Annotated in this window: 24 protein-coding genes; 6 read left to right on the top strand and 18 right to left on the bottom strand. The window is 65.1% G+C overall.

Annotated features, from left to right (window positions below; all coding sequences use genetic code 11):
* Positions 1-18: 18 nt before the first annotated feature.
* The 8 genes from scpB to LV82_RS11350 all read right to left on the bottom strand — a co-directional run bounded on the left by scpB (position 19) and on the right by LV82_RS11350 (position 9,199).
* Complete coding sequence (scpB, locus tag LV82_RS11385; RefSeq protein WP_104071969.1) at positions 19-618, bottom strand: SMC-Scp complex subunit ScpB; 600 nt, start codon at positions 616-618, stop codon at positions 19-21.
* 56 nt (positions 619-674) lie between these two features.
* A complete protein-coding gene (locus LV82_RS15155; RefSeq protein WP_104071788.1) occupies positions 675-1,463 on the bottom strand; it encodes a segregation and condensation protein A in 789 nt (262 codons plus the stop codon).
* Positions 1,441-2,472: a glycoside hydrolase family 3 N-terminal domain-containing protein gene (locus tag LV82_RS11375; protein WP_170063406.1), complete on the bottom strand. Its 1,032-nt coding sequence runs from the start codon at positions 2,470-2,472 to the stop codon at positions 1,441-1,443. Before LV82_RS11375 ends, LV82_RS15155 begins: the two co-directional genes overlap by 23 nt.
* A gap of 11 nt (positions 2,473-2,483) precedes the next feature.
* The gene (locus LV82_RS11370; protein ID WP_104071784.1) at positions 2,484-3,485 is read right to left on the bottom strand and encodes an SPOR domain-containing protein; all 1,002 of its coding nucleotides are present in this window, start codon (positions 3,483-3,485) and stop codon (positions 2,484-2,486) included.
* 81 nt (positions 3,486-3,566) lie between these two features.
* On the bottom strand, positions 3,567-5,309 hold the full coding sequence (gene argS / locus LV82_RS11365) for an arginine--tRNA ligase (protein ID WP_104071782.1): 1,743 nt from the start codon (positions 5,307-5,309) through the stop codon (positions 3,567-3,569).
* A 74-nt stretch (positions 5,310-5,383) separates the two neighbouring features.
* Positions 5,384-7,207 carry a cation:proton antiporter gene (locus LV82_RS11360; RefSeq protein WP_104071780.1) on the bottom strand — a complete coding sequence of 608 codons (1,824 nt, stop codon included), beginning with the start codon at positions 7,205-7,207 and terminating at the stop codon, positions 5,384-5,386.
* Positions 7,208-7,213: 6 nt separating this feature from the next.
* The gene (locus LV82_RS11355; protein ID WP_104071779.1) at positions 7,214-7,933 is read right to left on the bottom strand and encodes an SDR family oxidoreductase; all 720 of its coding nucleotides are present in this window, start codon (positions 7,931-7,933) and stop codon (positions 7,214-7,216) included.
* 102 nt (positions 7,934-8,035) lie between these two features.
* On the bottom strand, positions 8,036-9,199 hold the full coding sequence (locus LV82_RS11350; protein WP_104071777.1) for a deoxyguanosinetriphosphate triphosphohydrolase: 1,164 nt from the start codon (positions 9,197-9,199) through the stop codon (positions 8,036-8,038).
* Positions 9,200-9,325: 126 nt separating this feature from the next.
* Here LV82_RS11350 and LV82_RS11345 point away from each other — a divergent pair, with 126 nt between their 5' ends.
* Together LV82_RS11345 and xth are read left to right on the top strand one after the other, a co-directional pair.
* The gene (locus LV82_RS11345) at positions 9,326-9,655 is read left to right on the top strand and encodes a HesB/IscA family protein (RefSeq protein ID WP_104071967.1); all 330 of its coding nucleotides are present in this window, start codon (positions 9,326-9,328) and stop codon (positions 9,653-9,655) included.
* Positions 9,656-10,146: 491 nt separating this feature from the next.
* Positions 10,147-10,926, top strand: a complete 780-nt coding sequence (gene xth, locus LV82_RS11335) for an exodeoxyribonuclease III (RefSeq protein WP_104071773.1) — start codon at positions 10,147-10,149, stop codon at positions 10,924-10,926.
* 47 nt (positions 10,927-10,973) lie between these two features.
* Here the strand turns inward: xth and LV82_RS11330 are convergent, their stop codons facing one another.
* Positions 10,974-11,393 carry a DUF6314 family protein gene (locus tag LV82_RS11330; protein WP_104071772.1) on the bottom strand — a complete coding sequence of 140 codons (420 nt, stop codon included), beginning with the start codon at positions 11,391-11,393 and terminating at the stop codon, positions 10,974-10,976.
* A 137-nt stretch (positions 11,394-11,530) separates the two neighbouring features.
* On the opposite strand from LV82_RS11330, the gene purB reads away from it, so the two are divergent.
* From purB to LV82_RS11320, 3 genes are all read left to right on the top strand, one after another.
* Positions 11,531-12,835 carry an adenylosuccinate lyase gene (purB, locus tag LV82_RS11325; RefSeq protein ID WP_104071770.1) on the top strand — a complete coding sequence of 435 codons (1,305 nt, stop codon included), beginning with the start codon at positions 11,531-11,533 and terminating at the stop codon, positions 12,833-12,835.
* 112 nt (positions 12,836-12,947) lie between these two features.
* Positions 12,948-13,112 (top strand): hypothetical protein, encoded by a 165-nt coding sequence (locus LV82_RS14935; RefSeq protein WP_170063405.1) that lies wholly within the window; start codon positions 12,948-12,950, stop codon positions 13,110-13,112.
* Positions 13,113-13,229: 117 nt separating this feature from the next.
* Positions 13,230-14,102, top strand: a complete 873-nt coding sequence (locus LV82_RS11320; RefSeq protein WP_104071768.1) for a lysophospholipid acyltransferase family protein — start codon at positions 13,230-13,232, stop codon at positions 14,100-14,102.
* A gap of 10 nt (positions 14,103-14,112) precedes the next feature.
* Here the strand turns inward: LV82_RS11320 and LV82_RS11315 are convergent, their stop codons facing one another.
* Entirely contained in the window at positions 14,113-14,817 is a 705-nt protein-coding gene (locus tag LV82_RS11315) for a DUF1223 domain-containing protein (protein ID WP_104071965.1), read from the bottom strand.
* Positions 14,818-15,051: 234 nt separating this feature from the next.
* Here LV82_RS11315 and acnA point away from each other — a divergent pair, with 234 nt between their 5' ends.
* Positions 15,052-17,742 carry an aconitate hydratase AcnA gene (gene acnA, locus LV82_RS11310; protein WP_104071766.1) on the top strand — a complete coding sequence of 897 codons (2,691 nt, stop codon included), beginning with the start codon at positions 15,052-15,054 and terminating at the stop codon, positions 17,740-17,742.
* A gap of 150 nt (positions 17,743-17,892) precedes the next feature.
* Here the strand turns inward: acnA and LV82_RS11305 are convergent, their stop codons facing one another.
* The 8 genes from LV82_RS11305 to secD are packed head-to-tail and all read right to left on the bottom strand — an operon-like array spanning position 17,893 to position 23,740.
* Entirely contained in the window at positions 17,893-18,441 is a 549-nt protein-coding gene (locus tag LV82_RS11305; protein ID WP_104071764.1) for a DsbE family thiol:disulfide interchange protein, read from the bottom strand.
* Positions 18,434-18,589, bottom strand: a complete 156-nt coding sequence (ccmD, locus tag LV82_RS11300; RefSeq protein ID WP_104071762.1) for a heme exporter protein CcmD — start codon at positions 18,587-18,589, stop codon at positions 18,434-18,436. The genes LV82_RS11305 and ccmD overlap by 8 nt, the downstream gene beginning before the upstream one ends.
* A gap of 2 nt (positions 18,590-18,591) precedes the next feature.
* Positions 18,592-19,320, bottom strand: a complete 729-nt coding sequence (locus tag LV82_RS11295; protein WP_104071760.1) for a heme ABC transporter permease — start codon at positions 19,318-19,320, stop codon at positions 18,592-18,594.
* Between the two features lie 56 nt (positions 19,321-19,376).
* A complete protein-coding gene (gene ccmB / locus LV82_RS11290) occupies positions 19,377-20,033 on the bottom strand; it encodes a heme exporter protein CcmB (RefSeq protein WP_104071759.1) in 657 nt (218 codons plus the stop codon).
* A gap of 46 nt (positions 20,034-20,079) precedes the next feature.
* Positions 20,080-20,718: a heme ABC exporter ATP-binding protein CcmA gene (gene ccmA / locus LV82_RS11285; RefSeq protein WP_104071757.1), complete on the bottom strand. Its 639-nt coding sequence runs from the start codon at positions 20,716-20,718 to the stop codon at positions 20,080-20,082.
* Positions 20,708-21,088 carry an Mth938-like domain-containing protein gene (locus LV82_RS11280; RefSeq protein ID WP_342750186.1) on the bottom strand — a complete coding sequence of 127 codons (381 nt, stop codon included), beginning with the start codon at positions 21,086-21,088 and terminating at the stop codon, positions 20,708-20,710. Before LV82_RS11280 ends, ccmA begins: the two co-directional genes overlap by 11 nt.
* A complete protein-coding gene (gene secF, locus LV82_RS11275; protein ID WP_104071755.1) occupies positions 21,085-22,062 on the bottom strand; it encodes a protein translocase subunit SecF in 978 nt (325 codons plus the stop codon). The genes LV82_RS11280 and secF overlap by 4 nt, the downstream gene beginning before the upstream one ends.
* 13 nt (positions 22,063-22,075) lie before the next feature.
* Positions 22,076-23,740 (bottom strand): protein translocase subunit SecD, encoded by a 1,665-nt coding sequence (gene secD / locus LV82_RS11270; protein WP_104071753.1) that lies wholly within the window; start codon positions 23,738-23,740, stop codon positions 22,076-22,078.
* Position 23,741: the final 1 nt, after the last annotated feature.

The following is a 23,741-nucleotide window of genomic DNA, read 5'->3' as shown; positions in this document are numbered from 1 at the left end:
TTCTCCCCTGTGGTCGCCTCAATCCTCGAACAGCTCGCTCTGGCCGATCTGGTCTTCGTCCTCTGCCTCCTCGGCCGACAGGTCGCGGCCCGGCATCGGGCGGCTGTCCAGCAGACCCGCCGCGCGCAGCTCCTGCAGCCCCGGCAGGTCACGCGCCGATTCCAACCCGAAATGGTCAAGAAATGTTTGCGTCACCACGAAGGTCACGGGCCGGCCTGGCGTCATGCGCCTGCGCCCGAACCGGATCCATTCCATCTCCAGCAGCTGGTCGATCGTCCCGCGGCTGACGGCGACGCCTCGGATTTCCTCGATCTCGGCGCGCGTGCATGGCTGGTGATAGGCGATGATGGCAAGCGTCTCGATCGCGGCGCGCGACAACTTGCGTGTCTCGACGACTTCCTTCTGCATCAGGAAGCCCAGATCCGGCGCCGTGCGAAAGGCCCAGGCATCGCCCACCCTGACCAGACGCACCCCGCGCCCCTCATAGCGCTTGCGCAGATGGACCAGCGCCTCGGCAGGGTCGCAGCCATGGGGCATGCGCGATTCCAGCTCGGCCACGGTGACGGGCTCGGCACTGGCGAACAGGATTGCCTCGACCATGCGTTCCTGCTCGGCCATCGGCGGGGCCTGGAAAAGGCTGGGCGCATGCCCGGATTCTTCGGTCTCGGTTTCGGTCACGTCTTTTTCCGCCTGATCGCGATGGGCGCGAATGTCTCGCTCTGTTTCAGTTCGATATGCCCCTGTTTGGCCAGCTCCAGCGATGCCGCGAATGTCGCCGCCGTCGCCGACCGCCTGCGCACGGGGTCGCCTGTCCATTCCTCGGGCAGATAGACCGAAAGATCGGTCCAGTCGCCCGCAAAGTTGATCAGCCCGCGCATCCGCTCCAGCGCCTGCTCCATGGTGAAGACGCTGTCGCGGTCAAAGGCATAGGGACGGAATTCGTCCCGGGTCCGGATGCGGGCATAGGCCTGCATCAGGTCCAGCAGCGTTGCCGTATAGCGCACGCGCCGGGTGCGTGTCATCTCTTCGGGAAGGCCGCGGGCAAAGAAGTCGCGTCCCAGCTGGTCACGCGCCATCAGCCGCGCCGCGGCCTCGCGCATGGCCTGCAGGCGTTCCAGCTGGAAGGCCAGATGCGCGGCCAGTTCCTCGCCCGAGGGGCCTTCATCGGCCGGATCGGGCGGAAGCAGCAGGCGGGATTTCAGATAGGCCAGCCAGGCTGCCATGACCAGGTAATCGGCGGCAAGTTCGATCCGCAGCTTGCGCGCCGTCGACACGAAAGCCAGATATTGTTCGGCCAGCTTCAGGATCGAGATGCGGCGCAGATCAACCTTCTGCGTACGCGACAGCGTCAGCAACAGGTCGAGAGGCCCCTCGAACCCGTCGACATCGACGATCAGAGACTCGGCCGCCAAACGCGCGGCAACGGTCTCGGCGCCCTGCTCAAACCCTTCCGGTTCCGTCATTGGCCTGTCCATCCAGAAGAGCTTCAAGTTCGGCCTCAAGCGCCCTTGTGTCAATGCCATCGGGCGCAATGCGGCGCTGCAAGGTCGCCTGCGCGCGCTCACGCGCCCGCCCGCGCAGCGTGCCTGCCGCCGCTACGGCAGCCTCGTTGCCACGCATGTCTCCACGGCAGTACAGCGCCACGTCACATCCGGCGGCAAGAGCTGCCACCACCCGTGCCTCGACCGGGCCCGACAGTGCCTCCATCGCCAGATCGTCGGTCATCAGCAGCCCGTCAAAGCCGATCTCGTGACGGATCAGCCCGATTGCGGTCTCGGAAACGGTGGCAGGGCGGACCGAATCGATCGCCTCGAAAATGACATGCGCAGTCATGCCCATCGGCATGTCGGCCAAGGCGCGAAAGGGCACGAAATCACGCGCGCGAAGATCGTTCACAGAGGCCGATACCCGCGGCGGTGTCAGGTGACTGTCGGCCACCGCGCGGCCATGCCCCGGAATGTGCTTGACAACCGGCAGGACGCCCCCCGCCATCAGCCCCGTTGCCGCCGCGCGCGCCAATACGCCCACTTCATCGGCCTCTTCGGACAGGCAGCGATTGTACAGAAACGGATGTGTTTCGGCGCAGGCCACGTCGGATGTCGGCGCGCAATTCACGTCGATTCCGATTGTGTGCAGCTCCTCGGCGATCAGACGATAGCGCAGCCACATCGCGCGCGCCCGTGACGCAGGTGGAACCCTTGCCACATGGTCCAAAGGTGGCAGCCATTCGCGCCAATGAGGTGCGCGCATGCGCTGAACCCGGCCGCCCTCCTGGTCGATCAGGATCGGGGCATCTCGTCCGACACAGGACCGCAGATCTTGGGCAAGCGCCCTGACCTGGTCTGGCGATTCGATATTGCGCGCAAAAAGGATGAAGCCGAAGGGATCGGCCTGGCGAAAGAACGCGGCCTCGTCCCGCGACAGGGACGTGCCGGCCAGGCCCAGTATGGCCGCCGTCGTGGTCTCGCTCACGCCCGCTCCGCTCACTCCCGGACCTTGACGGGTACGCATTCGCCGTTGCGCGCACGCACGGCCGCGCAGAACTGGCGCGCATCCTCGAGATCGGCAAAGCCTTCGACTCGCAGCCGATAGAGAGCACGGCCGCCGCTTTCGGTCGGCTCGATCACGCGGCGCTTGCCATTCATCAGGCCTCCCAGCCGCGCCGCGGCACTGTCCCAGGCAAGGCGCGCCAGCGATTCATCCGGGAAGGCACCGATCTGGACCAGCTGAGTCCCCGGCGCCAAGGCCAAGGGTGCGACCTCGACCGCGCCCGCGCTGTCCGACGCCAGCGCCTCCATCAGCGCGGCTTCGGCCGCAGCGGCGAAGGGGTCGGTTTCGACGTCATCCACCGCATCCGATCCCGACGCAGCCATCGCCAGACCGACCGGCCGGGCAAGGGGCCGCGGCGATTGCGCGACACCCGGCACGGTTTCGGGCATGACCTCGGCCGAACTGGCCGAAATCGGCGGCTCCATGATCGGATCGGCCGGGCCATCCGGCAGGGGATCGGGGCGCGCGGCGCGTTCGGGCACAGGCTGCGTGAAATCGGGCTCGGGCGCGATGATGGGGGGCTGCGCTGGCAATTCGGTCGCGGGCTGGGCAAGGCTGGCCTGAAGATCCCCCATCGGCAGGTCTTCCTCGGCCAGGTCCGCGGGGCCGGGTGCAAGGAACAGCTCATCCGCCGGGGCGCCCGCGATGCCCTGCGCGGCGATTTCGTTGACGGCCAGCCCCTGATGAACGGCCAGTTCACCGCCCGGGTCGTCCGGGGCAACGCGCGCCGGCCCTTCGAGCGCCTGAATGACCGGAATGCCGCGCACATCGCGCATGGCCAGATTGTAGGCCCACATCCCCAACCCGACGATCAGCGCGGCCGAGGTGATGGCCCCCGCCGTGTTGACCAGGCGCGACAGGCGCGAATTGCCCCCCTGCCCGTCGGGCTCATCAAGCCCGTAGGCATCGAATTCATCGAAGTTCCAGTCCGCCATTTCTGCCTCGCTCGCCGGGATGCGGCAGGTCGCGCCTGCCCCCGTTGTTCTTGCCTGTCACCCCGGCGGCGACGCGTCTTGTCAGCGCATTTCTTCCGCCGGTGTCACGCCAAGGATACCAAGCCCGGCCGAAATGACAACGCCTGCGGCCCGTGCAAGCGCGATCTTGGCGCGGGAAACCTCCTTGTCGTCCTGGATGAAGCGCAACGCGGCATCGTCATTGCCCCGGTTCCACAGGCCATGCAGCTCGGCTGCAAGCTCATTCAGGTAGAAGGCAATCCGGTGCGGCTCGTGTCCGCGGGCGGCGATTTCGACGATGCGCGGCCATTCGGCGATCTTGCGCGCCAGTTCAAGTTCGGCCTCGTGCGTCAGGATCGAAAGATCGGCGCCGGCAAGCGCGGTGTCATCCGCCGGGATGCCTGCCTCGGCCGCCTTGCGCAATACCGAACAGACACGCGCATGCGCATACTGGACATAGAAGACGGGGTTGTCCTTGGATTGCTCCAGCACCTTGTCGAAATCGAAATCCAGCGCCACGTCGTTCTTGCGCGTCAGCATCACGAAGCGCGTGACGTCCGGGCCGACCTGTTCGACCACGTCGCGCAGGGTAACGAAGGTTCCCGCGCGCTTGGACATCTTGAAGGGCTCGCCGTTCTTGTACAGCTTGACCAGCTGGATCAGCTTGATGTCCAGCGGCACGCGCCCGTTCGTCAGCGCCTGAACGACCGCCTTGAGCCGCTTGACATAGCCGCCATGATCGGCCCCGAACACGTTGATCAGCTGGTCGAAACCGCGCTGCACCTTGTCCCAGTGATAGGCGATGTCGGGCGCGAAATAGGTCCAGCTGCCGTCGGATTTCTTGACCGGCCGGTCCATGTCGTCACCGAAGGCCGTCGAACGGAACAGGGTCTGCTCGCGCGGCTCCCAGTCCTCGGGCATCTTGCCCTTCGGCGGCTCCAGCACGCCTTCATAGATCAGCCCCATGCCGCGCAGGGTTTCCAGCGCCTCCTCGACACGGCCAGCCTCGGTGATCGCGCGCTCGGAGCTGTAGACGTCCATCTTCACGCCCAGCGAGGCAAGGTCCTCGCGGATCATCTGCATCATGCGGCCCATGGCGAAGTCGCGGACGACCGAAAGCCACTCGGATTCCGGTTTGTCCAGCAGGCTGTCGCCATATTCCTGCTTCAGCGCCTCGCCCACCGGGATCAGGTAGTCGCCGGGATACAGGCCCTCGCTGATCTGCGGCTCCAGCCCGTGCGCCTCGCGATAGCGCTCATAGGCCGAGCGCGCGAGCACATCGACCTGCGCGCCCGCGTCGTTGATGTAGTATTCGCGCGTGACGTCATAGCCCGCGAAATCAAGCAGGCTGGCCAGCGCATCGCCGAAGACCGCGCCGCGGGTATGGCCGACATGCATCGGCCCCGTCGGGTTGGCCGAAACGAATTCCACGTTCACGCGCGTGCCCTGACCGATCGTCGAGCGCCCGAAATCACGTCCCTGTGCCAGCGCCGCGCGAACCACGTCATGCCAAAGCCCCGGAACAAGGCGCATGTTCAGGAATCCCGGACCCGCGACCTCGGCCGTTGCGATGCGGTCGTCTTCGCGCAGGCGATCGGCCAGCGCCTCGGCGATGGCACGGGGCGCCTTGCCCGCAGGCTTGGCAAGAACCATGGCCGCATTGGTGGCCATGTCGCCATGGGCGGGGTCGCGTGGCGGTTCGACCGCGACATTCGTCATGTCCAGGCCCTTGGGCAATTCGCCGGCGGCCACCAACTGATCAAGCGCGGCCAGCACCGCCGCGCGGATATCGGTAAACAGATTCATCGCATGTATCCCTGACTTCGGACGTGCCATGCCAGAGCCGCCCGGCATCGTCAATGCCGGGCGGTCCGCCGGGTTCAGGACTTGCCGTTTTCACCGCCGTTCGTTTCGGGCGGACGCAGCGCGATGATCCGATAGCCGGGACCAAGGTCCGGATCCTTGTCGCCGCGGACAAGCCGGAACGTGCCCTTTGGCCCCAGATGCGCGACCAGCCGCGCCTCGGGCCGCTTTTCGCGCCAGTCGGCCAGGGTGAATTCCTCGGTCAGGCGGGTCATGCTGAGTGTCCACCCCTCGGCCAGAAGGCGTTCGAAGCCTTCGTAGCCAAGACCTTCGCCAAAGGGCCGCCCGCCAAGCTGGGTCGGCAGGGCGTGGCGCGAATTGTCCGATCGTTCCCGCGCGATCTGCCAGACGGATTCGCGCCCGAATTCCGGGGCAAAGTCGGTCGCGACCAGAGTGTTGTAGGCATCGTTGTCGGTGGCCGCGACGAGACTCGAGAAGCTCAGCAATTCGACCTGGTGTTCGGCCGCCTCGGACAGGATATCGCCATAGAAGGTAGGCAGCCCGGCCGCGCGGGCGCGCCACAGGCGCGAATGGTTCGGGTCGGCGATCAGGACCGGCACCTCGGCCTTTTTCAGGATCTCGGCCAGCCCCACCGTCAGCCGCGAGGCCCCGACGAACAGCACGCCCGGCACCTCGGCCCCGGCCAGGCCCAGCGCCCGCGCCATCGGGGCCAGCGAGAAGCCGTGAATGACCACCGTCGCCAGCACCAGCACGAAGGCCAGCGGACCGATCAGGGCGCCATCCGCGATTCCCGCCTCGGCCAGACGTTCGCCGAACAGCCCGGCCACCGCGACCAGTACAACGCCGCGCGGCCCCGTAAAGGCGATCAGCAGCCGTTCGCGCCAGGGCAGCGCGGTGCCGACCAGCGACAACAGCACCGTCAGCGGACGCGCCAGCAGCACGACCAGCGCAACGAACAGGCCCGCCCGCCAGGTCAGGGTCGACAGCGTCGAGAAGTCGAGCGACGCGGCAAGCAGGATGAAGACGCCCGATACCAGCAGGATCGTCGCGTGTTCCTTGAACCGGCGCAATTCCTCGTAGCTTGGCAGGTCGGCATTGGCGATGACCAGCCCCATCACGGTCACGGCCAGCAGGCCGCTTTCATGCAGGTAATTGTCGGATACCGCGAAGGCCAGCAGCAGGACCGCGAACAGGACCGGCACCTTCATGTATTCCGGCACCCAGCCGCGCCAGAAGGCCCGCGCAAGGCCAAATCCCGCCGCCAGCCCCACGGCAAGCGCAAACAGGATACCCAGTGCCAGATGCCCCAAGGCCCCTGGCGCATCCGTGCCGGTATGCAGGACCAGAACGATCTGGAAGGCCAGAACGGCCGCCATGGCGCCGATCGGGTCGTTGACGATGGCTTCCCACTGCAACAGCTGCGCGGGCCTGCGCGCCAGGCGGGCCTGGCGCAGAAGCGGCGCAATGACGGTCGGACCGGTCACGACCATGATCCCGCCGAAAACCGAAGATGCCTCCCACCCCAGACCGGCGCCATAGCGCAGCGCAAGTGTCGACAGCAGCCAACCCAAGGGCGCGCCGATCACGACAAGACGCAGCACGCCCTTGCGGGCATCGCTCAGGCGCCGGATATCCAACGACAGGCCGCCCTCGAACAGGATCACCGCAACGGCAAGAGAGATCAGCGGCCCGGTGATCTCGCCGATGTCGCGCATTGGATCGAGCAGCCCGAAAACCGGCCCCGCGAGAATCCCGGCCGTCAGCATCAGCACGATGGCTGGCAGATGGAACCGCCAGGCTATCCATTGGCTACCGACACCCAGCGCCCCGATCAGCGCAAATGCCATGCTGGGCGAAAGACCACCGACAGGATCAGCCATGTCCGATCAAACCGAGCGCGTTATACCGCCATCGACCCGGATGTTCTGACCGGTGATGTAACCGGCCCCATCCGAGGCAAGGAATGCGATCGTGGCCGCGATCTCTTCCTCGCGGCCATAGCGGCCCATCGGAATCCGAACGCGGAACTCCTCCTTTTCGGGCAAGCTGTCGATGAAACCCGGAAGGACGTTGTTCATGCGGATGTTCTGCGCAGCGTACCTGTCTGCGAACAGCTTGGCAAAGGCCGCAAGGCCCGCCCGGAACACGCCAGATGTCGGAAAGACCGGGTCTGGCTCGAACGCCGCAAAGGTCGAGATGTTGATGATCACTCCGCCGCCCTGGCGCTCCATGATCGGCGTGACAAGGCGTGTGGGGCGCACGACGTTCAGAAAATAGACCTCCATCCCCTTGTGCCAATCCTCATCGGTCAATTCGAGAATGGGCGCGCGCGGCCCGTGACCGGCGGAATTCACCAGAACGTCCACCCGACCCCAGCGATCCATCACGCCGTCCACCAGACGCTTCAGATCGTCATTCGACTGATTGGACCCGGTGACGCCGAAACCGCCCAGTTCCTTGGCCAGAGCCTCGCCCTTGCCCGAGGAAGACAGAATGGCCACCCTATACCCGTCCCGAGCCAGACGGCGCGCCGCGGCCGCCCCCATGCCGCTGCCGCCCGCTGTCACCACCGCAACCCTGCCGTCCTCTGCGCCATGAACGCCCATTCTGTCTCTCCTGATCTGGTTTTGATACGCGCGGAAATTCGCAGCTTTCAGTATGCAATGCAATCGCCAATGGCGCGGCACGACCGCCCCGCGTGCAACCGTTTACGCGGTTGGCCGAATGGCAACGCCGCCGAACAGGCGCTGATGCTCCTGGATTGCAAATCGGTCGGTCATCCCGGCGACGTAATCCAGAACGACCCGCGCCAGCTCTGTCTGATCGGCAGCGCGTGCGACGTCCTGCTGCCATTCGGGCGGCAACAGCGCGGGCTCGTTCAGAAAGGCGGGGAACAGGTCCTTGACGATCGCCGTCACCCTCTGTCGTTCTTTCACGACCGACGGCGCGCGGTACATCCGCTGGAACAGGAACGACTTGATCGCCTTCAGGTTCTGGTACAGCGGCTTGGAAAAGCGGATGATCGGCCCGTCCATTTCGCGGATCGCCTGCGCCGACCGGGGGCGGCTGGCCTTCAGCCGCGTCTCGGCCACCGCGATCACATCCTCGACCATCACGCCAAAGACGCGCCGCAGCGCCTCGTGCCGCCTGCGCATCGGCTCGAGCCCGGGATACAGCCGGTCAACCTCGGCAAAGGCAGGCCCCGTGACGGGCAGCTCCATCAGGTCGTCCTCGGAGAACAGGCCCGCACGCAGCCCGTCATGCAGATCGTGGTGATTATAGGCCACGTCGTCGGCCACCGCGGCAACCTGCGCCTCGGCCGAGGCATGGGTATGCAGTTCGAGATCGAACGCGTCGTTTACCTCGGCCAGCGCATAGGGCAGATCGCCGGTCACGGGCCCGTTATGCTTGGCGATGCCCTCCAGCGTCTCCCATGTCAGGTTCAGCCCGTCGAAATCGGCATAATGACGCTCAAGCCGCGTGACGATGCGCAGGGCCTGGGCATTGTGGTCAAATCCGCCATAAGGCGCCATCAGCTCGGCAAGGGCGTCCTCACCGGTATGGCCAAATGGCGGGTGGCCAAGATCATGCGCCAGCGCGATCGCCTCGGCCAGATCTGTATTCAGCCCCAGATGCCCGGCGATGGTACGCGCGACCTGCGCGACCTCGATCGTATGGGTCAGGCGGGTGCGATAATAGTCACCCTCGTGCTCGACGAAGACCTGTGTCTTGTGCTTGAGCCGGCGAAAGGCCGACGAATGGATGATCCGGTCCCGGTCGCGCTGGAATGGCGAGCGAAAGGTGGACACGGTTTCGGGATAGAGCCGCCCGCGGCTGTCCTCGGGCCGGCAGGCATAGGGGGCAAGCGTCATCTGTCCACTTCTTGTCGTTTTCCTCACCGCCCCATATATGTCGGGCAACAGGAAAACGCACGGGTTCGGGCGACGAACCGGCCCCGTGTTTCCGCAGGACCACAGGAGGCGATCGCGCCCATGGATCTGAACCTGCCACCGAAAGTGACCGAGCGCGCCTTTGCGCGGCTGGCCGAAATCAATGCCGAAGCTGGAGAAACCCGGGCACTTCGCGTCGCGGTCGAAGGCGGCGGTTGCTCCGGGTTCCAGTATGACATCCGGCTGGACGACCCGGCCGACGACGACCTGGTGATCGAGGGACCGGGCGGGCAAAGGGTTCTGGTCGATCCCGTCTCGCTGCCCTTCCTGGCCAATGCGACGATCGACTATGTCGAGGAACTGATCGGCGCGCGCTTTGTCGTCGACAATCCGAACGCGACCTCGTCCTGCGGCTGCGGCACCTCGTTTTCGATATGAGCCGCGAACGGGCGGCGCGTCAGCACGGCCCGACCGACGCCATTGCCAGAAAGCCGGGGCCGGGAAATCGGTGTTTCCGGCCCGGCTCCGATCTATGCGCGATCCCCGGCGATGGGGAAACCTCTGACGGCACGACGCATGGGGATGAAGGCTGAAGTGACCGACAGGGGGCCGAAAGATTGGCACGCGCGCCCGGCAAAGTGCTTCGGCAGCCCCCGTTTCAACGCATCATCGTCGCCGAAACCATTCCCATGCCTCGCCATCGCCCGAGCGTCAGGCATGATGGACACGTCGGACACCCCCCCCAACCAGGGCTGCAGGGGGACCAGACCCGACGCCCCCAAATTGGTTCCATGACATTGCACGGATATGGCCGGATAGGGCCGCACCTGACGCGCCCCTGCGGCGCGATAGCCGCCAGGCCTTGCGGGCGGCTTGCGGATCGGGGCGTTCCCGCCGATGATGGCGGGAACGCGACCGGAGAGTTGAGAATGAAGATCGCCACATTCAACATCAACGGAATCAAGGCGCGCATCGACGCGCTGCTCGACTGGCTGGACGAAGCCCGCCCCGACATTGCCCTGCTGCAGGAAATCAAGACGGTGGACGAAGGATTTCCCCGCGAACCCTTCGAGTCGCGCGGCTACAATGTCGAGACGCATGGACAGAAAAGCTTCAACGGCGTTGCGATCCTCTCGCGCCTGCCGCTCGAGGACGTCTCGCGCGGGCTTGATGGCGACGATGACGACGATCACGCCCGCTGGATCGAGGCAACGGTCGTCGGCGAACGCGCGGTGCGCGTGGTCGGTCTCTACCTTCCGAACGGCAATCCTGCGCCTGGGCCCAAATATGATTACAAGCTGTCATGGATGGAGCGGATGAAAGCCCGTGCGCGCCAGATGCTGGCCGATGAAATGCCGATCGTCTTTGGAGGCGACTACAACGTGATTCCCGAACGTCAGGACGCGTCCCGTCCCGAGGCATGGGAAAAGGATGCGCTGTTCCTGCCCGAATCGCGCGCGGCCTTCCGGCGTCTTCTGCATCTGGGGCTGTATGACGCCTTTCGGTTGCGTCACCCCGAGCCCGGCCACTACAGCTTCTGGGACTACCAGGCCGGCGCCTGGGCGCGCAATAACGGCATCCGCATCGACCACATGTTGTTGAGCCCGCAGGCTGCGGACCTGCTGCGCGATGCCGGCATCGACAAGGAAATCCGCGGGCGCGAGAAACCGTCCGACCATGTCCCGGTCTGGATCGATCTGGACGCCTGATCCGTCAACATACCGCCACAACCTTCTGTCATAATTGATCTTTCCTGTCAGGCGTCACCTGGTCTGCGGTAATGGCTGACCATCGCATAGTCCTTTGCCGGGCCGCGCACCGCCCATTCGGCCCGCCATTCCGGCCAGCCTGAAAAGTCATAGCGGACGCGATATTCATCCGCGGCGCAAAGATGGCACGCCTCGGCCCGGTCGGGCGTGAAGTCGTGAAAGCTGCGGCCGTCAGGGAACAGCACGACGATGCGCCCTGCCTGCCGGCGCCACAGATAGCTGCGCTCGGCCCGCAGCTTCGTGCCATCGGGCAAATGCAGCTGTCCGGTCTCGAAATAATGCAGCCCGATACCATCGGGCCGAAACTGCGCCTGGCCCGCGAAATGCAGGACATGGCCGGCGCGGCGATCGTCGATCTTGCGCTGGATCAGCCAAATTCCTTCAAGATCAGACAGTTGAAGATCCATCCTTACACCTCGCGCAGGCCGGCCGCGCCTTTTGTGCCATTGCCCGACGGGGCTGCACAATCCCCCCGCGCTTGCCTGACGCGGCGCGCCGGTCTAGGAAACCGCCGCGCGTTCCCAAAACCGAAAGGCCTGCCAAGATGATCCCGCGTTATTCCCGCCCCGAGATGGTTGCCATCTGGAGCCCCGAGACGAAGTTCCGCATCTGGTTCGAGATCGAGGCCCATGCCTGCGACGCCATGGCCGATCTTGGCATCATCCCGCGCGAGAATGCCGAGGCTGTCTGGAAAGCCAAGGACGTCGAATTCGACGTTGCCCGCATCGACGAGATCGAGGCCGTCACCAAGCACGACGTCATCGCCTTCCTGACCCACCTGTCGGAAATCGTCGGCGCCGAACAGGCGCGCTTCGTGCATCAGGGGATGACCAGCTCGGACGTGCTGGACACGACGCTGAACATCCAGCTGGTGCGCGCGACCGACATCCTGCTGGCCGACATGGATCGCGTTCTGGCGGCGCTGAAGAAACGCGCCTTCGAACACAAATACACCGTCCGCATCGGCCGCAGCCACGGCATTCACGCCGAACCCGTGACGATGGGCCTGACCTTTGCCCGCTTCTACGCCGAAATGGCGCGCGGCCGCGAACGCCTGCAGCGCGCGCGCGAGGAAATCGCGACCGGCGCGATTTCGGGCGCGGTCGGCACCTTTGCCAATATCGACCCGCGCGTCGAGGAACATGTCTGCGCAAAGATGGGCCTGCGCCCCGAGCCGATCAGCACCCAGGTGATCCCGCGCGACCGCCACGCCATGTTCTTTGCCACGCTTGGCGTGATCGCTTCCAGCATCGAGAACATCGCCGTCGAGATCCGCCACATGCAGCGCACCGAGGTGCTGGAGGCCGAGGAATATTTCTCGAAGGGCCAGAAGGGCTCCTCGGCGATGCCGCACAAGCGCAATCCGGTCCTGACCGAGAACCTGACGGGCCTTGCCCGCCTGATCCGTTCCGCCGTCATCCCGGCGATGGAGAACGTGGCGCTATGGCACGAACGCGACATCAGCCATTCCAGCGTCGAACGCGGCATCGCGCCCGACGCGACCGTTCACCTGGACTTTGCGCTGAACCGGCTGGCGGGCGTGATCGAAAGGCTTGTCGTCTATCCCGAGAACATGGAACGAAACCTCAACCGGCTTGGCGGTTTGGTGATGAGCCAGCGCGTCCTGCTGGCCCTGACACAGAAGGGCGTCAGCCGCGAGGACGCCTATGCCCTGGTGCAGCGCAACGCGATGAAGGTCTGGGAAGAAGGCAAGGATTTCCGCACCGAGCTGCTGTCCGACCCCGATGTCCGCGCGGTGCTCTCGGAAGAGGAAATCAACGAGAAGTTCGACCTTGGCTATCACACCAAGCACGTGGACACGATCTTTGCCCGCGTCTTTGGCGAATGACGCGGCGTAACACATTTGCGTGAAACCCTGCCCCGGCCCGCGGCGGCCTTTTGGCCCGCGGGCTTTTTCATGGCATGATGTCTCCGGGAAGGGTCCTGTCTGGGAGGACATCATGAAGATTAGACATTTCACACTGGCACTTGCCCTGGCGGCGGCATTCGCACCGGGCCTTGCTTGGTCTGCCTGCTCCGGCCATGACCGGCAGGCCCAGATCACCTGCGGCGAAGGCCAGTCCTGGGATGCCGAAAGCCAGCGCTGTGTGACCGTGGGCAGCTGAGCGGAGCACCCCCTGCTTGCGGTCCTTGTGCATGGCCCGATGACGGCCTATCTGTTGGCGACCCCGCCCGACCGGATCTGCTGACCGGTTCGGGTATCCGCCGAACAGATCAGGACGATGAAGGCCAAGTCACGACCACCGACCCTGCGCGACCGCGCCGCGAATGCCACGTTCCGGGGCCTGTTGGCCGTGGCCAATTCGCTTCCCTACGAAAGAAGAATCCCCGCTGTCGGCTGGATCATGTCGCACATGGTGGCGCCTCTGGTCGGCTGGAACCGCCGGGTTCGCGAGAATCTCCGCCTCGTCTGCCCCGACCTGCCCGATGATGAAATCCGGCGCCTCGTGCGCGCGGTTCCCGACAATGTCGGGCGAACGATGATCGAGCTCTATTCCGGCGAGGACTTCATTTCCCGCGTCCGCGACCTGCCCATCGAAGGCCCGGGCGCAGAAACGATTGACGCCGCGCATCGCGCCGGCCGGCCGGTCATTCTGGCCACGGGACATTTCGGCAATTACGACGTCGCCCGCGCGGCGCTGATCGCGCGTGGCTATCGGGTCGGCGCGCTTTATCGCCCCATGAAGAACACGCTGTTCAACGATCATTACGTGCGGACGATCTCGCAGATCGGCACGCCGCTTTTTCCCCGCGGGCGCAAGGGGATGGGGGAAATGGTTCGCTTCCTGCGCGAAGGCGGCATGCTGGGGCTTCTGATGGACCAGCACATGGGCCACGGCGTGCCGCTGCGCTTCATGGGCCATCCCGCGCGCACGGCGACCTCGGCGGCGGACCTGGCATTGAAATACGGCGCGGATCTGGTGCCCATCTACGGCGTAAGACAGCCCGACGGACTGAACTTTCGCATCGTGACGCACGCGCCCATTCCCCACAGCGACCCCGAAACGATGACCCAGGCGATCAATGACAGCCTGGAGGACATCGTCCGCCAGCACATGGATCAGTGGTTCTGGATCCATCGCCGCTGGAAATGAATCTTGCGGCTTACCGTATCGCCGCCGCGCCCAGGATGCGGCCCGGACCCTGCTCCTGCACGATCACGACAACCGGCTGGTCGCCCGGCGCAGGCAGGTCCAGCGTGATCGGCGCGCGACCGTCCCATTCGGCCACCTGTGCCCAGTCGGTCACCACGTTGACGTAATCGATCACCCGCCCGGCATTCTCGCCGCGCCCGATCTCGACCCGGGCATGGGGAAGATAACGGACAAGCTGCACGATCGCGGGCGGATTGAAGACACGCGAGGCCTCGGCCGACACGGCCACCCGATCGCCCTTGCGGGCAAGCTGCACGCGGGCCTGTGCCGCCCTTGCCGCATGCTTGCGGATCAGCTCTTCCAGCCGCGCCGGTCGCGCGCCGACCAGATGATCCACACCGGCCACGATCATCTGGGGCGTATAGACGGATCTTGCACCCGCAACGCGCGCATAGGACCGCTGTCGCTCCGAGAACTTGGGCTGCGCAAGGCTATCCTTCCAGCCCAGATAGTCCCAATAATCCACATGCAGACTTAGCGCGATGACGCCCGGGCGCGTGGACAGGCGCTCCAGCAGCCGGTCGGCCGGCGGGCAGGACGAACAGCCTTGCGACGTGTACAGTTCAATCACGACCGGGGCGCCCGGATCCTGCGCCGCGGCCTGCCCGCCAAGTGCCAGAAACAGGCCGAAAACAGCCGCCATCATTCGGTTCATCAGATTGTCCTTGTGCCCTGTCATCCCTTGCTTAGACCATGCCCGTCCTGCGATCCAATCAAGGAATTGCGAGACAGGCCCCGGCGCGCCCCTTGCGCAGCATTGTGCACAATGGTATACCGCGCATGCTTTCAACGCATTCTCTTGATCGGCTGCCCCCGATGCGGCACAAGGCAGCCGAGTTCGAGATCCGACTTCGGACCATTACCGGACAAACCCCAAAGGGAGACGCCAATGCCCATCGTCACCGGACAGGACACCGCCAAGACCCGCCGGACATTGTCCGCGGGTGGCCAGACCTATGCCTATTACTCGATCCCCGCTGCCGAAGAGGCCGGGCTTGGGAACTTCTCGCGCCTGCCCGCCTCGCTGAAGGTGGTGCTGGAGAACCTGCTGCGCTTCGAGGATGGCGGCCGCACGGTTTCGGTGGACGATATCAAGGCCTTTTCCGAGTGGGCCGACAATGGCGGCAAGAACCCGCGCGAGATCGCCTATCGCCCTGCCCGCGTCCTGATGCAGGACTTCACCGGCGTGCCGGCGGTGGTGGACCTGGCCGCGATGCGCGACGGCATCAAGGCGCTGGGTGGCGACGCGCAGAAGATCAACCCGCTGAACCCGGTCGATCTGGTCATCGACCACAGCGTGATGATCGACGAATTCGGCAATCCGCGCGCCTTCCAGGTGAATGTCGAACGTGAATACGAACGCAACATCGAACGCTATACCTTCCTCAAGTGGGGTCAGAAGGCGTTCCAGAACTTCCGCGTCGTGCCGCCGGGAACCGGCATCTGCCACCAGGTGAACCTGGAATACCTGGCCCAGACCGTCTGGACCGATGCCGACCAGTCGGGCCAGCAGGTCGCCTATCCCGACACGCTGGTGGGCACCGACAGCCACACGACCATGGTCAACGGCCTGGCCGTCCTGGGCTGGGGCGTCGGCGGCATCGAGGCCGAGGCCGCGATGCTGGGTCAGCCGATCTCGATGCTGATCCCCGAAGTCGTGGGCTTCAAGCTGACCGGCGAGATGGTCGAAGGCACCACCGCCACCGACCTCGTTCTGCGGGTCGTCGCGATGCTGCGCGAACACGGTGTCGTGGGCAAGTTCGTCGAGTTCTACGGTCCGGGCCTGGACAAGCTGCCCCTGGCCGACCGCGCGACGATCGCCAACATGGCGCCCGAATACGGCGCGACCTGCGGCTTCTTCCCCGTCGACCAGGAAACGCTGCGCTATCTGCGCCAGACCGGCCGCGACGAAGCCCGTATCGCGCTGGTCGAGGCCTATGCCAAGGAAAACGGCATGTGGCGTGGCCCGGATTACGAACCGGTCTATTCCTCGACGCTCGAGCTGGACATGTCCACCGTCGTTCCGGCGATCTCGGGTCCGAAGCGCCCGCAGGACTATCTGCCGCTGACCGAGGCCAAGGAACGTTTCGCCCGCGAGATGGCCGAAACCTTCAAGCGTCCGCTGGACAAGGAAGTGCCGGTCGAGGGCAAGGATTTCACCATGTCCTCGGGCAAGGTCGTGATTGCCTCGATCACCTCGTGCACCAACACATCGAACCCCTACGTGATGATCGGCGCGGGCCTCGTCGCACGCAAGGCGCGCGAGCTGGGGCTGACCCGCAAGCCCTGGGTCAAGACGTCGCTGGCCCCGGGCAGCCAGGTCGTGTCGGAATATCTCGAGGCCGCTGGCCTGCAAGAGGACCTGGACGCGATCGGCTTCAACCTTGTGGGCTATGGCTGCACCACCTGCATCGGCAATTCCGGCCCGCTGGATCCGGCGATCTCGAAGGCCATCGCCGATGGCGACCTGGTCGCGACCGCCGTGCTGTCGGGCAACCGCAACTTCGAGGGCCGGATCAGCCCCGATGTGCGCGCCAACTATCTGGCCAGCCCCCCGCTGGTCGTGGCCTATGCCATTGCCGGCGACATGAATATCGACATCATGCGCGAGCCGATCGGCACCTCGAAGGACGGCAAGCCGGTCTATCTGAAGGACATCTGGCCGACCAACGAGGAAATCGCCGAACTGGTCGAAAAGACCGTCACGCGCGAGGCGTTCCAGAAGAAATACGCGGATGTCTTCAAGGGCGACGAACGCTGGCAGGCAATCCCCGTCACCGAGTCCGAGACCTATGACTGGCCGCCCAGCTCGACCTACATCCAGAACCCGCCCTATTTCCGCGGCATGACGCTGGAAAAGGGCAGCATCCGCGACATTCGCGATGCGCGCATCCTGGCGATCCTGGGCGACATGATCACGACCGACCACATCAGCCCGGCCGGCTCGATCAAGCCCGACTCGCCCGCCGGCCGCTACCTGATGGAACGCGGCATCCAGCCGCGCGACTTCAACTCCTATGGCTCGCGCCGGGGCAACCACGAAGTGATGATGCGCGGCACCTTCGCCAATATCCGGATCCGCAACGAGATGCTGGACGGTGTCGAGGGCGGCTATACCGTCGGCCCCGACGGGCAGCAGACCTCGATTTTCGATGCGGCCATGGCCTGGCAGGAACGCGGTGTTTCGCTGGTCGTCTTCGCCGGCGAACAATACGGCGCGGGCTCCTCGCGCGACTGGGCGGCCAAGGGCACGGCCCTTCTGGGCGTCAAGGCGGTCATCGCCGAAAGCTTCGAACGCATTCACCGTTCGAACCTGGTCGGCATGGGTGTCATCCCGTTCGAATTCACGGGCGGCGACAACCGCAAGACGCTGGGCCTGAAGGGCGACGAGGTCATCTCGATCCACGGGCTGGAAGGCGATCTGAAGCCGCTGAGCCTGGTGCCCTGCACCATCCGCTATGCCGATGGCACCGAGAAGACGATCCAGATCAAGTGCCGGATCGATACCGAGGTCGAGATCGAATACGTCCAGAACGGCGGTGTGCTGCACTACGTGCTGCGCAATCTGGCCCGGTCGTAAAGGCCAGTTTCAGTCCATGAAAAGGCCGCGCGGGAAACCGCGCGGCCTGTTGCGTCCGTGTCATCGGTGCGGCTCGATCCGACAGAAAAGGCGGCCCGCCCGGTTGCGCGCCGCCTGTCCAGGCGTTCGAAATGACGGGTCCGGGCAATCCTATTGCGTCGCCTCGCCCCGCGCCTGCGCAATGGCCGGCAGGATATCGGATTCCAGGCTGCGCTGCGTGATCGGCCCGGCAAAGCGCAGGACGATACGCCCCTGCCCGTCGATCACGAAGGTTTCGGGCACGCCGTAGATGCCCCAATCGATGCCCATGCGGCCCTTGTCGTCGGCAATCACGGCGGCATAGGGATTCCCAAGCTCGGTCAGAAAGCCCAGGGCCGCATCCGGTTTGTCCTTGTAATTGACGCCAAGGATTGTCACGCCATCCCCGGTCATCTTTTCCAGAACCGGGTGCTCGGCCCGACACGGGGCACACCAGCTGGCCCAGAAGTTCACAAGCTTGACCTGTCCATCGCGCAGATCGGCATCCTCGAAACGTGGCAGATCGCCCAGCGGCGTTCCGGCCACCGCCGGGGCCTCGCGCCCCTGCAGGGCAGAGGGAAGCGCGTCGGGGTCCTCACGCTGCATCCCCACGAAAAAGAGTGCCGCAAGCCCCGCGAACAGCACGGGGGGCACAAGGACCATGGGCGACAGCCTAGCCATTGCGGTTCATCCTTCTCTCCTGCTCCTCAAGACGCCGGCGCATCCGGGCCGATTGCCGCAGGCTGATCCAGATCAGCCCGCCAAGCAGCAGCAGCGAAACGGCATAGGCGCTCAGCACCTCGAAGGCATATTTCCCAAGATCCGGCATGGTCACTGCATCCTCTCGCGCGCCTCGAGCGCTCGTAGCCGTCGGGCACGAATCTCGGTCCGCGTGCGCAGCAGCACAAGCGCCAGGAACAGCAGACCGAACCCCGCCATCGACACCCAAAGTGGCCAGGCAAAGACATCGGCGACATGTTCCTCGCGGTCCAGGGACAGCGACGCGCCCTGATGCAGCCCCTGGTTCCAGAACAGCACGGCATAGCGCGACAGCAGCGCAAAGACCGACCCCACAAGGCACAGCACCGAAGTCAGGTCGGCCGCGGTGTCCGGGTCCTCGATCGCCTGCCACAGCGCGATATAGCCCAGATAGAACAGAAACAGGATCAGGAACGAGGTCAGCCGCGGATCCCACGCCCACCATGTGCCCCACATCGGCTGTCCCCAGACCGCCCCGGTGATCAGCGCGATCAGGGTCATGACCATCCCGATCGGCGCGGCCGCCTTCGCCGCCAGCGCCGAGACATGATGCCGCCGCACCAGCCAGATCAGCGAGGCCACCAGCATCATCACCCAGACATTGATCGCCATCATGGCCGAAGGCACATGGACATAGATGATCTTGACCGTGGAACCCTGGCGGAAATCGTCCGGCGTGAAAAAGAACCCCCAGACCAGACCCACAAGCAACGTCGTCGCGGCCAGCCCCGTGACCCATGGCAGGACGCGCGCCGAAAGCGCCATGAACTTCTTCGGATTGGCATATTCCCAAAGCGACATGGGCAGATCACTAGCCTTTCGATACTTCACGCTCAACCGTCTTAGCACGGGTGGGATCAGCGCAGATTGACGCGGATTGCCGCAGCCGCGGCAAAGGGCAGCAGGGCGATCGTCCCAAGGCTGATCCCCGCCTGCATCAGAAGAGGTGTCAGGATCTCCTGCCCCTCGGCCCCGCGGCGGGCGGCCTCGGCGCCAAAGATCAGGCTGGGCACGTAAAGCGGCAGGACCAGAAGCGACAAGAGCAGGCCGCCGCGTTTCAACCCCACGGTCAGGGCCGCCCCGAAAGCCCCGATCATCGACAGCGCGGGCGTCCCGATCAGCAAGGACAGGACAAGCGGCCCGAACCCCGCCGCCGGCAGGTTCAGAAGCACGCCAAGGACGGGCGTAAAGGCCGCAAGCGGCAGGCCGGTCGTCAACCAGTGCGCCAGCGCCTTGATCCCCACCACGCCCTCCAGAGGTATGGGCGATGTCGCAAGCAGGTCCAGCGATCCGTCCTCGCGATCCAGGGCAAAGATCCGGTCCAGCGAAAGCAGGCAGGACAGAAGCGCACCAACCCACAGGATGCCCGGGGCAATCAGGGCCAGCGTGGCGGCTTTGGGGCCCACGCCGAACGGCACCAGAACCGCGACGATCAGAAAGAAGGCCAGCGACAGGCCGAAACCGCCCCCTGCCCGCGTGGCAAGCCGCAAGTCCCGGATCAGAAGCGCCCACATGCGACCGCTCCACTTCCTGTCAGGCGGCTATCCGCGATCGGCCGGGTCATGCGAACGCCTCGTCGAAACCATCCGTCGCAGGCATCGCCATGGCCGATGCCCGATACTGCGAAACGTCAAGGATGCGCGCCTCGTCCAGCCCCAGATCGATATGCGTCGCCATGACCGCCGCGCCGCCCGAACGCAGATGCGCGCGCGCAAGCTGGGCGAACAACCCCACAGAGCGGGTATCCAGCGAAACGGTCGGCTCATCCAGCAGCCACAGGCGACGTCCAGTGACCAAAAGCCGCGCAAGGCCCAGCCGGCGCTTTTGTCCTGCCGAAAGATTCTGAGCGGGGCGATCGGCCAGCGCTTCGAGGTCCATCGCCGCCAGTGCGGGCGCGACGTCGCTGCGCCCGTGGATACGCGCCCAGAAAAGCAGGTTCTCCCGCACTGTCAGGGTTGCCTTGATCCCGTCAGCATGGCCCGCATAGGCGGCTCCGTCCTCGGCCATGACGATCCGTCCCGCCATCGGGGGCTGCAAACCTGCGATGGTGCGCAGCAATGTCGTCTTTCCCACACCGTTCGGGCCGCGCAGGACCAGGGCCTCGCCGGGGCGCAGATCGAACGAGACTTGGCCCAGAAACGCAATTCCGCCGCGGCCGACCGTCACTCCGGCCACGGAAAGAAGCGGCTCAGCCGTCACCGCCCGGCCCTCCGTCCACCGGCAGCAGCAGCGCCGCCATGCGCCGCCCCTCGGCCAGCAGGACGTTGTAGGTTCGCGCGGCAGAGTCGCTTGACATCAGTTCGATGCCGATCCCGGCATCCTCCAGCAGCGCGCGCAACGCGGCAGGTGGCTGAACCATCCGGCGTCCGGTGCCAAGCAGGACGAAATCGACGGCACCGATCAGGTCGCGAACCGCGTCCAGATCCTCCATCCCGCCCCAGCTGCGCGCCGCGTCAGAGGTGACGATCACCGCGCCGAACATGACCTGCCCGCCGATGCGGAAAAAGCCCGGCCCATAGCTGTCGATGGGCGTCGCGTCGTCGAATGTGACCTCGGTCAGATGGATCATTTGCCTTCCGCGAATTGGGTGCCCGCCGGGCCGTCATCCTTCTTGACGCCCCAGTCGCGCTTCACGCCCAGCATCAGGACGATGTTCTTGGCCACGTACAGCGAGGAATAGGTCCCGACGATCACGCCCCATGTCATCGCGAAGACAAAGCCGCGGATCACGTCGCCGCCAAAGACCAGCAACGCAATCAGCGCCAGCAACGTGGTGCCCGAGGTCATGATCGTGCGCGACAGGGTTTCATTGGCCGACAGGTTGCACAGATCGCGCAACGGGCGCGTCTTGTACTTGATCAGGTTCTCCCGCAGCCGGTCGAAGACAACGACCGTGTCGTTGATCGAATAGCCCAGGATCGTCAGAAGCGCCGCGATGATGGACAGGTCGAACTTGATCTGGAACAGCGAGAAGATCCCAACCGTCAGCGCCACGTCATGGATCAAGGCCACCAGCGCCCCGACCGAGAACTGCCATTCGAAGCGTAGCCAGATATAGACACAGATCGCCGCGACGCCGGCCAGAACCGACCAGATCGCGGTGCGGATCAGCTCGCCCGACACTTTCGGGCCAACCGATTCCACCGCCGTGAAGCGGATCGTCGGATCGACCTGTTTCAGCGCCTGCTCGACCGCCTGGATGATCTCGGGCGTGATCGCCTCGTCGCCTTCCTGCGCCTGGATGCGCAGCATCGCGACATGCTTGTTTTCGCCAAAGGTCGGATCGAAGACCTCGCTGATCGAGACATCGCCCAGATTCAGGGGGGCAAGCGCCTGGCGGTATTCGGCCACATCCACCGGATTCGCGGCCTCGGTCCGGATCGTTGTGCCGCCCCGGAAGTCGATGCCGAAATTCAGACCCGCAACAGCGGTGTACAGGATCGACAGGACGACCAGCGCGATCGACCCCCAGAACGTCAGGCCCGCCCAGCGAAAGAAGTCGATATTCGTCTGGTCAGGGACGAGTTTGAGACGGAATGCCATTGTTCTATCCCCTTCAGACCGTGATTTGCCTTGGGCGGCGGCGTTCGAACCACGTTACCACCATGACCCGCGTCACCCAGATCGCGGTAAAGACCGACGTGACCAGACCGACCACCAGCGTCACCGCAAAGCCCTTGACCGGACCCGACCCCAGGAAGAACAGGATCAGCGCGGTGATGAAAGTGGTGATGTTGGCGTCCACGATGGCCGACATCGCCCGTTCATAGCCCAATTCGATCGCGCGGGCGGGACCACGCGCGGTGCGCAACTCTTCGCGAATGCGCTCGAAGATCAGAACGTTCGCATCCACCGCCATGCCGACGGTCAGGACGATGCCCGCAATGCCCGGCAAGGTCAGCGTCGCGCCGATCGTGGACAGGATGCCGAACAGCATCGCGATGTTCAGCCCCAGCGCGATCGAGGTGAAGACCCCGAACAGGCCATAGCTGAGGATGACGAAGACCACGACACCGACCGTGCCGATGATCGCGGCGATCCGCCCGGCCTCGATCGAATCCTGTCCCAGTTCCGGACCGATCGTGCGTTCTTCAAGGAAGGTCATCCCCGCGGGCAACGCGCCGGCGCGCAACAGCACCGCAAGATTGGTCGCGCTTTCGACGGTGAAATTGCCGGTGATGATCCCCGAGCCGCCAGGAATATGCTGGTTGATCCGCGGCGCCGAGATGACTTCGTTGTCCAGCACGATCGCGAAAAGCTGGCCGACATTTGCCGCCGTGTAATCGCCAAACCGCCGCGCCCCCGACGGATTGAATCGGAACGAGACCGCGGGCCGGCCGTTCTGGTCGAAATCGGGGCGCGCATCGACCAGATCCTCGCCCGTCACGACGGGAACCTCGTCCAGGATGTAATGGACCCCCGGCTCATCCACCGAAGGCAGGACGATCGTGCCCGGTCGCGGCGTGGGATCGGGCTCGGTCGTGCGGCCGATCACCGGGTGGAAGGTCAGACGCGCCGTCGTGCCGATCAGCTCCTTCAGCTCGGCGGCCGATCCGATGCCCGGCACCTGAATCAGGATGCGGTTCGTGCCCTGGCGCATGATCGTCGGCTCGCGCGTGCCGACCTCGTCCACCCGCCGGCGGATGATCTCCAGCGCCTGGGCCATGGTGCGATCGTCGGTCGCGGCGCGTTCGGCTTCGGACAGGCGAATGACCAGCGTGTCGCCTTCGGCGGTGATGTCCAGATCCCGCTGGCCTATGCCGGAAAGGCTGACCACGTTCGAGCTCAGACTGTTGGCGATCTCGACGGCCCGGGCCATGGCTTCGGGCCTCTCGATACGGATGCGCAGCTCGGACGGGTCCGATGGCAGCCGCCGGATGCCGCCAATCTCGGCGCGCGCCTCGGCCAGCGCGCGGCGCATCTCGGGCCACAGCGCGTCCATTCGCGCCTTGTAGACATCTTCCAGATGAACCTCGGCCAGCAGATGCGCGCCGCCGCGCAGATCCAGCCCCAGATTGACAAGATTCGAGGGCAGCCAGTCCGGCCACAGCGCGCGTTCGGCCGCAAGTTCCGGCGTCTCGACACCCGTCCGTTCGATCGTTGCGACGGCGTCGTTATGACGCTCGACCCGATCATAGAAGAGATTGGGCAGCGCAGTCAGCACCCCAAGGGCACAGAGCCCCCAGATGATGACCCGTTTCCATAGGGGGATCTGCAGCATG

Source organism: Albidovulum inexpectatum (assembly GCF_002927635.1).
GTDB classification, from domain to species: domain Bacteria; phylum Pseudomonadota; class Alphaproteobacteria; order Rhodobacterales; family Rhodobacteraceae; genus Albidovulum; species Albidovulum inexpectatum.
Note: the sequence above shows the minus strand (reverse complement) of the source record. Positions and strands in the feature narration are given on the sequence as shown.

Bases quoted from the DNA above. Each gene is read 5' to 3' on its own strand.
- ccmB (WP_104071759.1), bottom strand. From the start codon at position 20,033: ATGTGGGCGCTTCTGATCCGGGACTTGCGGCTTGCCACGCGGGCAGGG.
- LV82_RS11320 (WP_104071768.1), top strand. From the start codon at position 13,230: ATGAAGGCCAAGTCACGACCACCGACCCTGCGCGACCGCGCCGCGAAT.
- acnA (WP_104071766.1), top strand. From the start codon at position 15,052: ATGCCCATCGTCACCGGACAGGACACCGCCAAGACCCGCCGGACATTG.
- LV82_RS11360 (WP_104071780.1), bottom strand. From the start codon at position 7,207: ATGGCTGATCCTGTCGGTGGTCTTTCGCCCAGCATGGCATTTGCGCTG.
- LV82_RS11305 (WP_104071764.1), bottom strand. From the start codon at position 18,441: ATGGCTAGGCTGTCGCCCATGGTCCTTGTGCCCCCCGTGCTGTTCGCG.
- LV82_RS11370 (WP_104071784.1), bottom strand. From the start codon at position 3,485: ATGGCGGACTGGAACTTCGATGAATTCGATGCCTACGGGCTTGATGAG.
- purB (WP_104071770.1), top strand. From the start codon at position 11,531: ATGATCCCGCGTTATTCCCGCCCCGAGATGGTTGCCATCTGGAGCCCC.
- xth (WP_104071773.1), top strand. From the start codon at position 10,147: ATGAAGATCGCCACATTCAACATCAACGGAATCAAGGCGCGCATCGAC.
- LV82_RS11330 (WP_104071772.1), bottom strand. From the start codon at position 11,393: ATGGATCTTCAACTGTCTGATCTTGAAGGAATTTGGCTGATCCAGCGC.
- secF (WP_104071755.1), bottom strand. From the start codon at position 22,062: ATGGCATTCCGTCTCAAACTCGTCCCTGACCAGACGAATATCGACTTC.
- argS (WP_104071782.1), bottom strand. From the start codon at position 5,309: ATGAATCTGTTTACCGATATCCGCGCGGCGGTGCTGGCCGCGCTTGAT.
- ccmD (WP_104071762.1), bottom strand. From the start codon at position 18,589: ATGCCGGATCTTGGGAAATATGCCTTCGAGGTGCTGAGCGCCTATGCC.
- secD (WP_104071753.1), bottom strand. From the start codon at position 23,740: ATGCTGCAGATCCCCCTATGGAAACGGGTCATCATCTGGGGGCTCTGT.
- LV82_RS11280 (WP_342750186.1), bottom strand. From the start codon at position 21,088: ATGATCCATCTGACCGAGGTCACATTCGACGACGCGACGCCCATCGAC.
- scpB (WP_104071969.1), bottom strand. From the start codon at position 618: ATGGCCGAGCAGGAACGCATGGTCGAGGCAATCCTGTTCGCCAGTGCC.
- LV82_RS11350 (WP_104071777.1), bottom strand. From the start codon at position 9,199: ATGACGCTTGCCCCCTATGCCTGCCGGCCCGAGGACAGCCGCGGGCGG.
- LV82_RS11355 (WP_104071779.1), bottom strand. From the start codon at position 7,933: ATGGGCGTTCATGGCGCAGAGGACGGCAGGGTTGCGGTGGTGACAGCG.
- LV82_RS11295 (WP_104071760.1), bottom strand. From the start codon at position 19,320: ATGTCGCTTTGGGAATATGCCAATCCGAAGAAGTTCATGGCGCTTTCG.
- LV82_RS15155 (WP_104071788.1), bottom strand. From the start codon at position 1,463: ATGACGGAACCGGAAGGGTTTGAGCAGGGCGCCGAGACCGTTGCCGCG.
- LV82_RS11315 (WP_104071965.1), bottom strand. From the start codon at position 14,817: ATGAACCGAATGATGGCGGCTGTTTTCGGCCTGTTTCTGGCACTTGGC.
- LV82_RS14935 (WP_170063405.1), top strand. From the start codon at position 12,948: ATGAAGATTAGACATTTCACACTGGCACTTGCCCTGGCGGCGGCATTC.